The sequence below is a fragment of the Salinicola halophyticus genome, assembly GCF_003206695.1.
GTDB lineage: Bacteria > Pseudomonadota > Gammaproteobacteria > Pseudomonadales > Halomonadaceae > Salinicola > Salinicola halophyticus.
In genome coordinates, this window is record NZ_PZJN01000004.1 from 467,696 (window position 1) to 468,703 (window position 1,008).

The window sequence follows — 1,008 nt, forward strand, 5'->3', positions numbered from 1 at the left end:
GAAGGTGATGTCGCGGCTCTCGCCGGTAGCCAGGCCGTCGAAGTCAGTGCCGGGCGTGAAGCTGTAGGAACCGTCGGCGTTGAACGCCAACGAACCGTTGCCGGTGCCAACATCCGTCGCCAGGTCGTAACCGACGATCGTCCCATCGATGTCACTTGCTGCCGGCACTTGGCCGCTGAGAACGGCGTTCTCTTCTGTCGTGGTCGTGGCGGCCTGAGCCACCGGCGCATCGTTGGTACCGGTCACCGTTACGGTCAGCGTCGAGGTGGCGGTGCCGCCTTGGCCATCGCTGACGGTGTAGCTGACTTTAGTGGTATCGGTCTGACCCGCGGCCAGGCGATCGAACGCCGTGCCCGGATTGAAGCTGTAGGAGCCATCCGCGTTCAGCGTGAAGGTGCCGCCGTTGGAGCCGGTGATGGCCCGCCCCACGCTGCCCGCCGCGCCGTTGACCGCGCTGACGCTCAGCGTGCCGCCATCGACATCGCTGTCGTTGGCCAGCACGCCCTGGACCGCGGCGACATTGAGAGTAGCGTTCTCGCCCGTGCTGCCGGTATCAAAGCGGGCGACCGGCGCATCNNGTGCCGGTCACCGTTACGGTCAGCGTCGAGGTGGCCGTGCCGCCCTGGCCATCGCTGACGGTGTAGCTGACTTTAGTGGTTTCGGTCTGACCCGCAGCCAGGCGATCGAAAGCCGAACCCGGATTGAAGCTATAGGAGCCATCCGCGTTCAGCGTGAAGGTGCCGCCGTTGGAGCCGGTGATGGCCTTCCCCACGCTGCCCGCCGCGCCGTTGATCGCGCTGACGCTCAGCGTGCCGTCATCGACATCGCTGTCGTTGGCCAACACGCCCTGGGCCGCGGCGATATTGAGAGTAGCGTTCTCGCCGTTGGTCTGGGTATCGGCGACGGCGACCGGCGCATCGTTGGTACCGGACACCGTTACGGTCAGCGTCGAGGTGGCGGTGCCGCCTTGGCCATCGCTGACGGTGTAGCTGACTTTAGTGGTATCGG

At 65.7% G+C, this 1,008-nt stretch carries 1 protein-coding gene and 1 pseudogene; both read right to left on the reverse strand.

Going from position 1 to position 1,008, the window contains the following annotated elements; translation table 11 throughout:
* Positions 1 to 522 (reverse strand): annotated as a pseudogene (locus DOM58_RS17815) (Ig-like domain-containing protein); the annotation flags it as partial.
* A 31-nt stretch (positions 523 to 553) separates the two neighbouring features.
* Positions 554 to 934 (reverse strand): Ig-like domain-containing protein, encoded by a 381-nt coding sequence (locus DOM58_RS07340; RefSeq protein ID WP_425353390.1) that lies wholly within the window; start codon positions 932 to 934, stop codon positions 554 to 556.
* Positions 935 to 1,008: the final 74 nt, after the last annotated feature.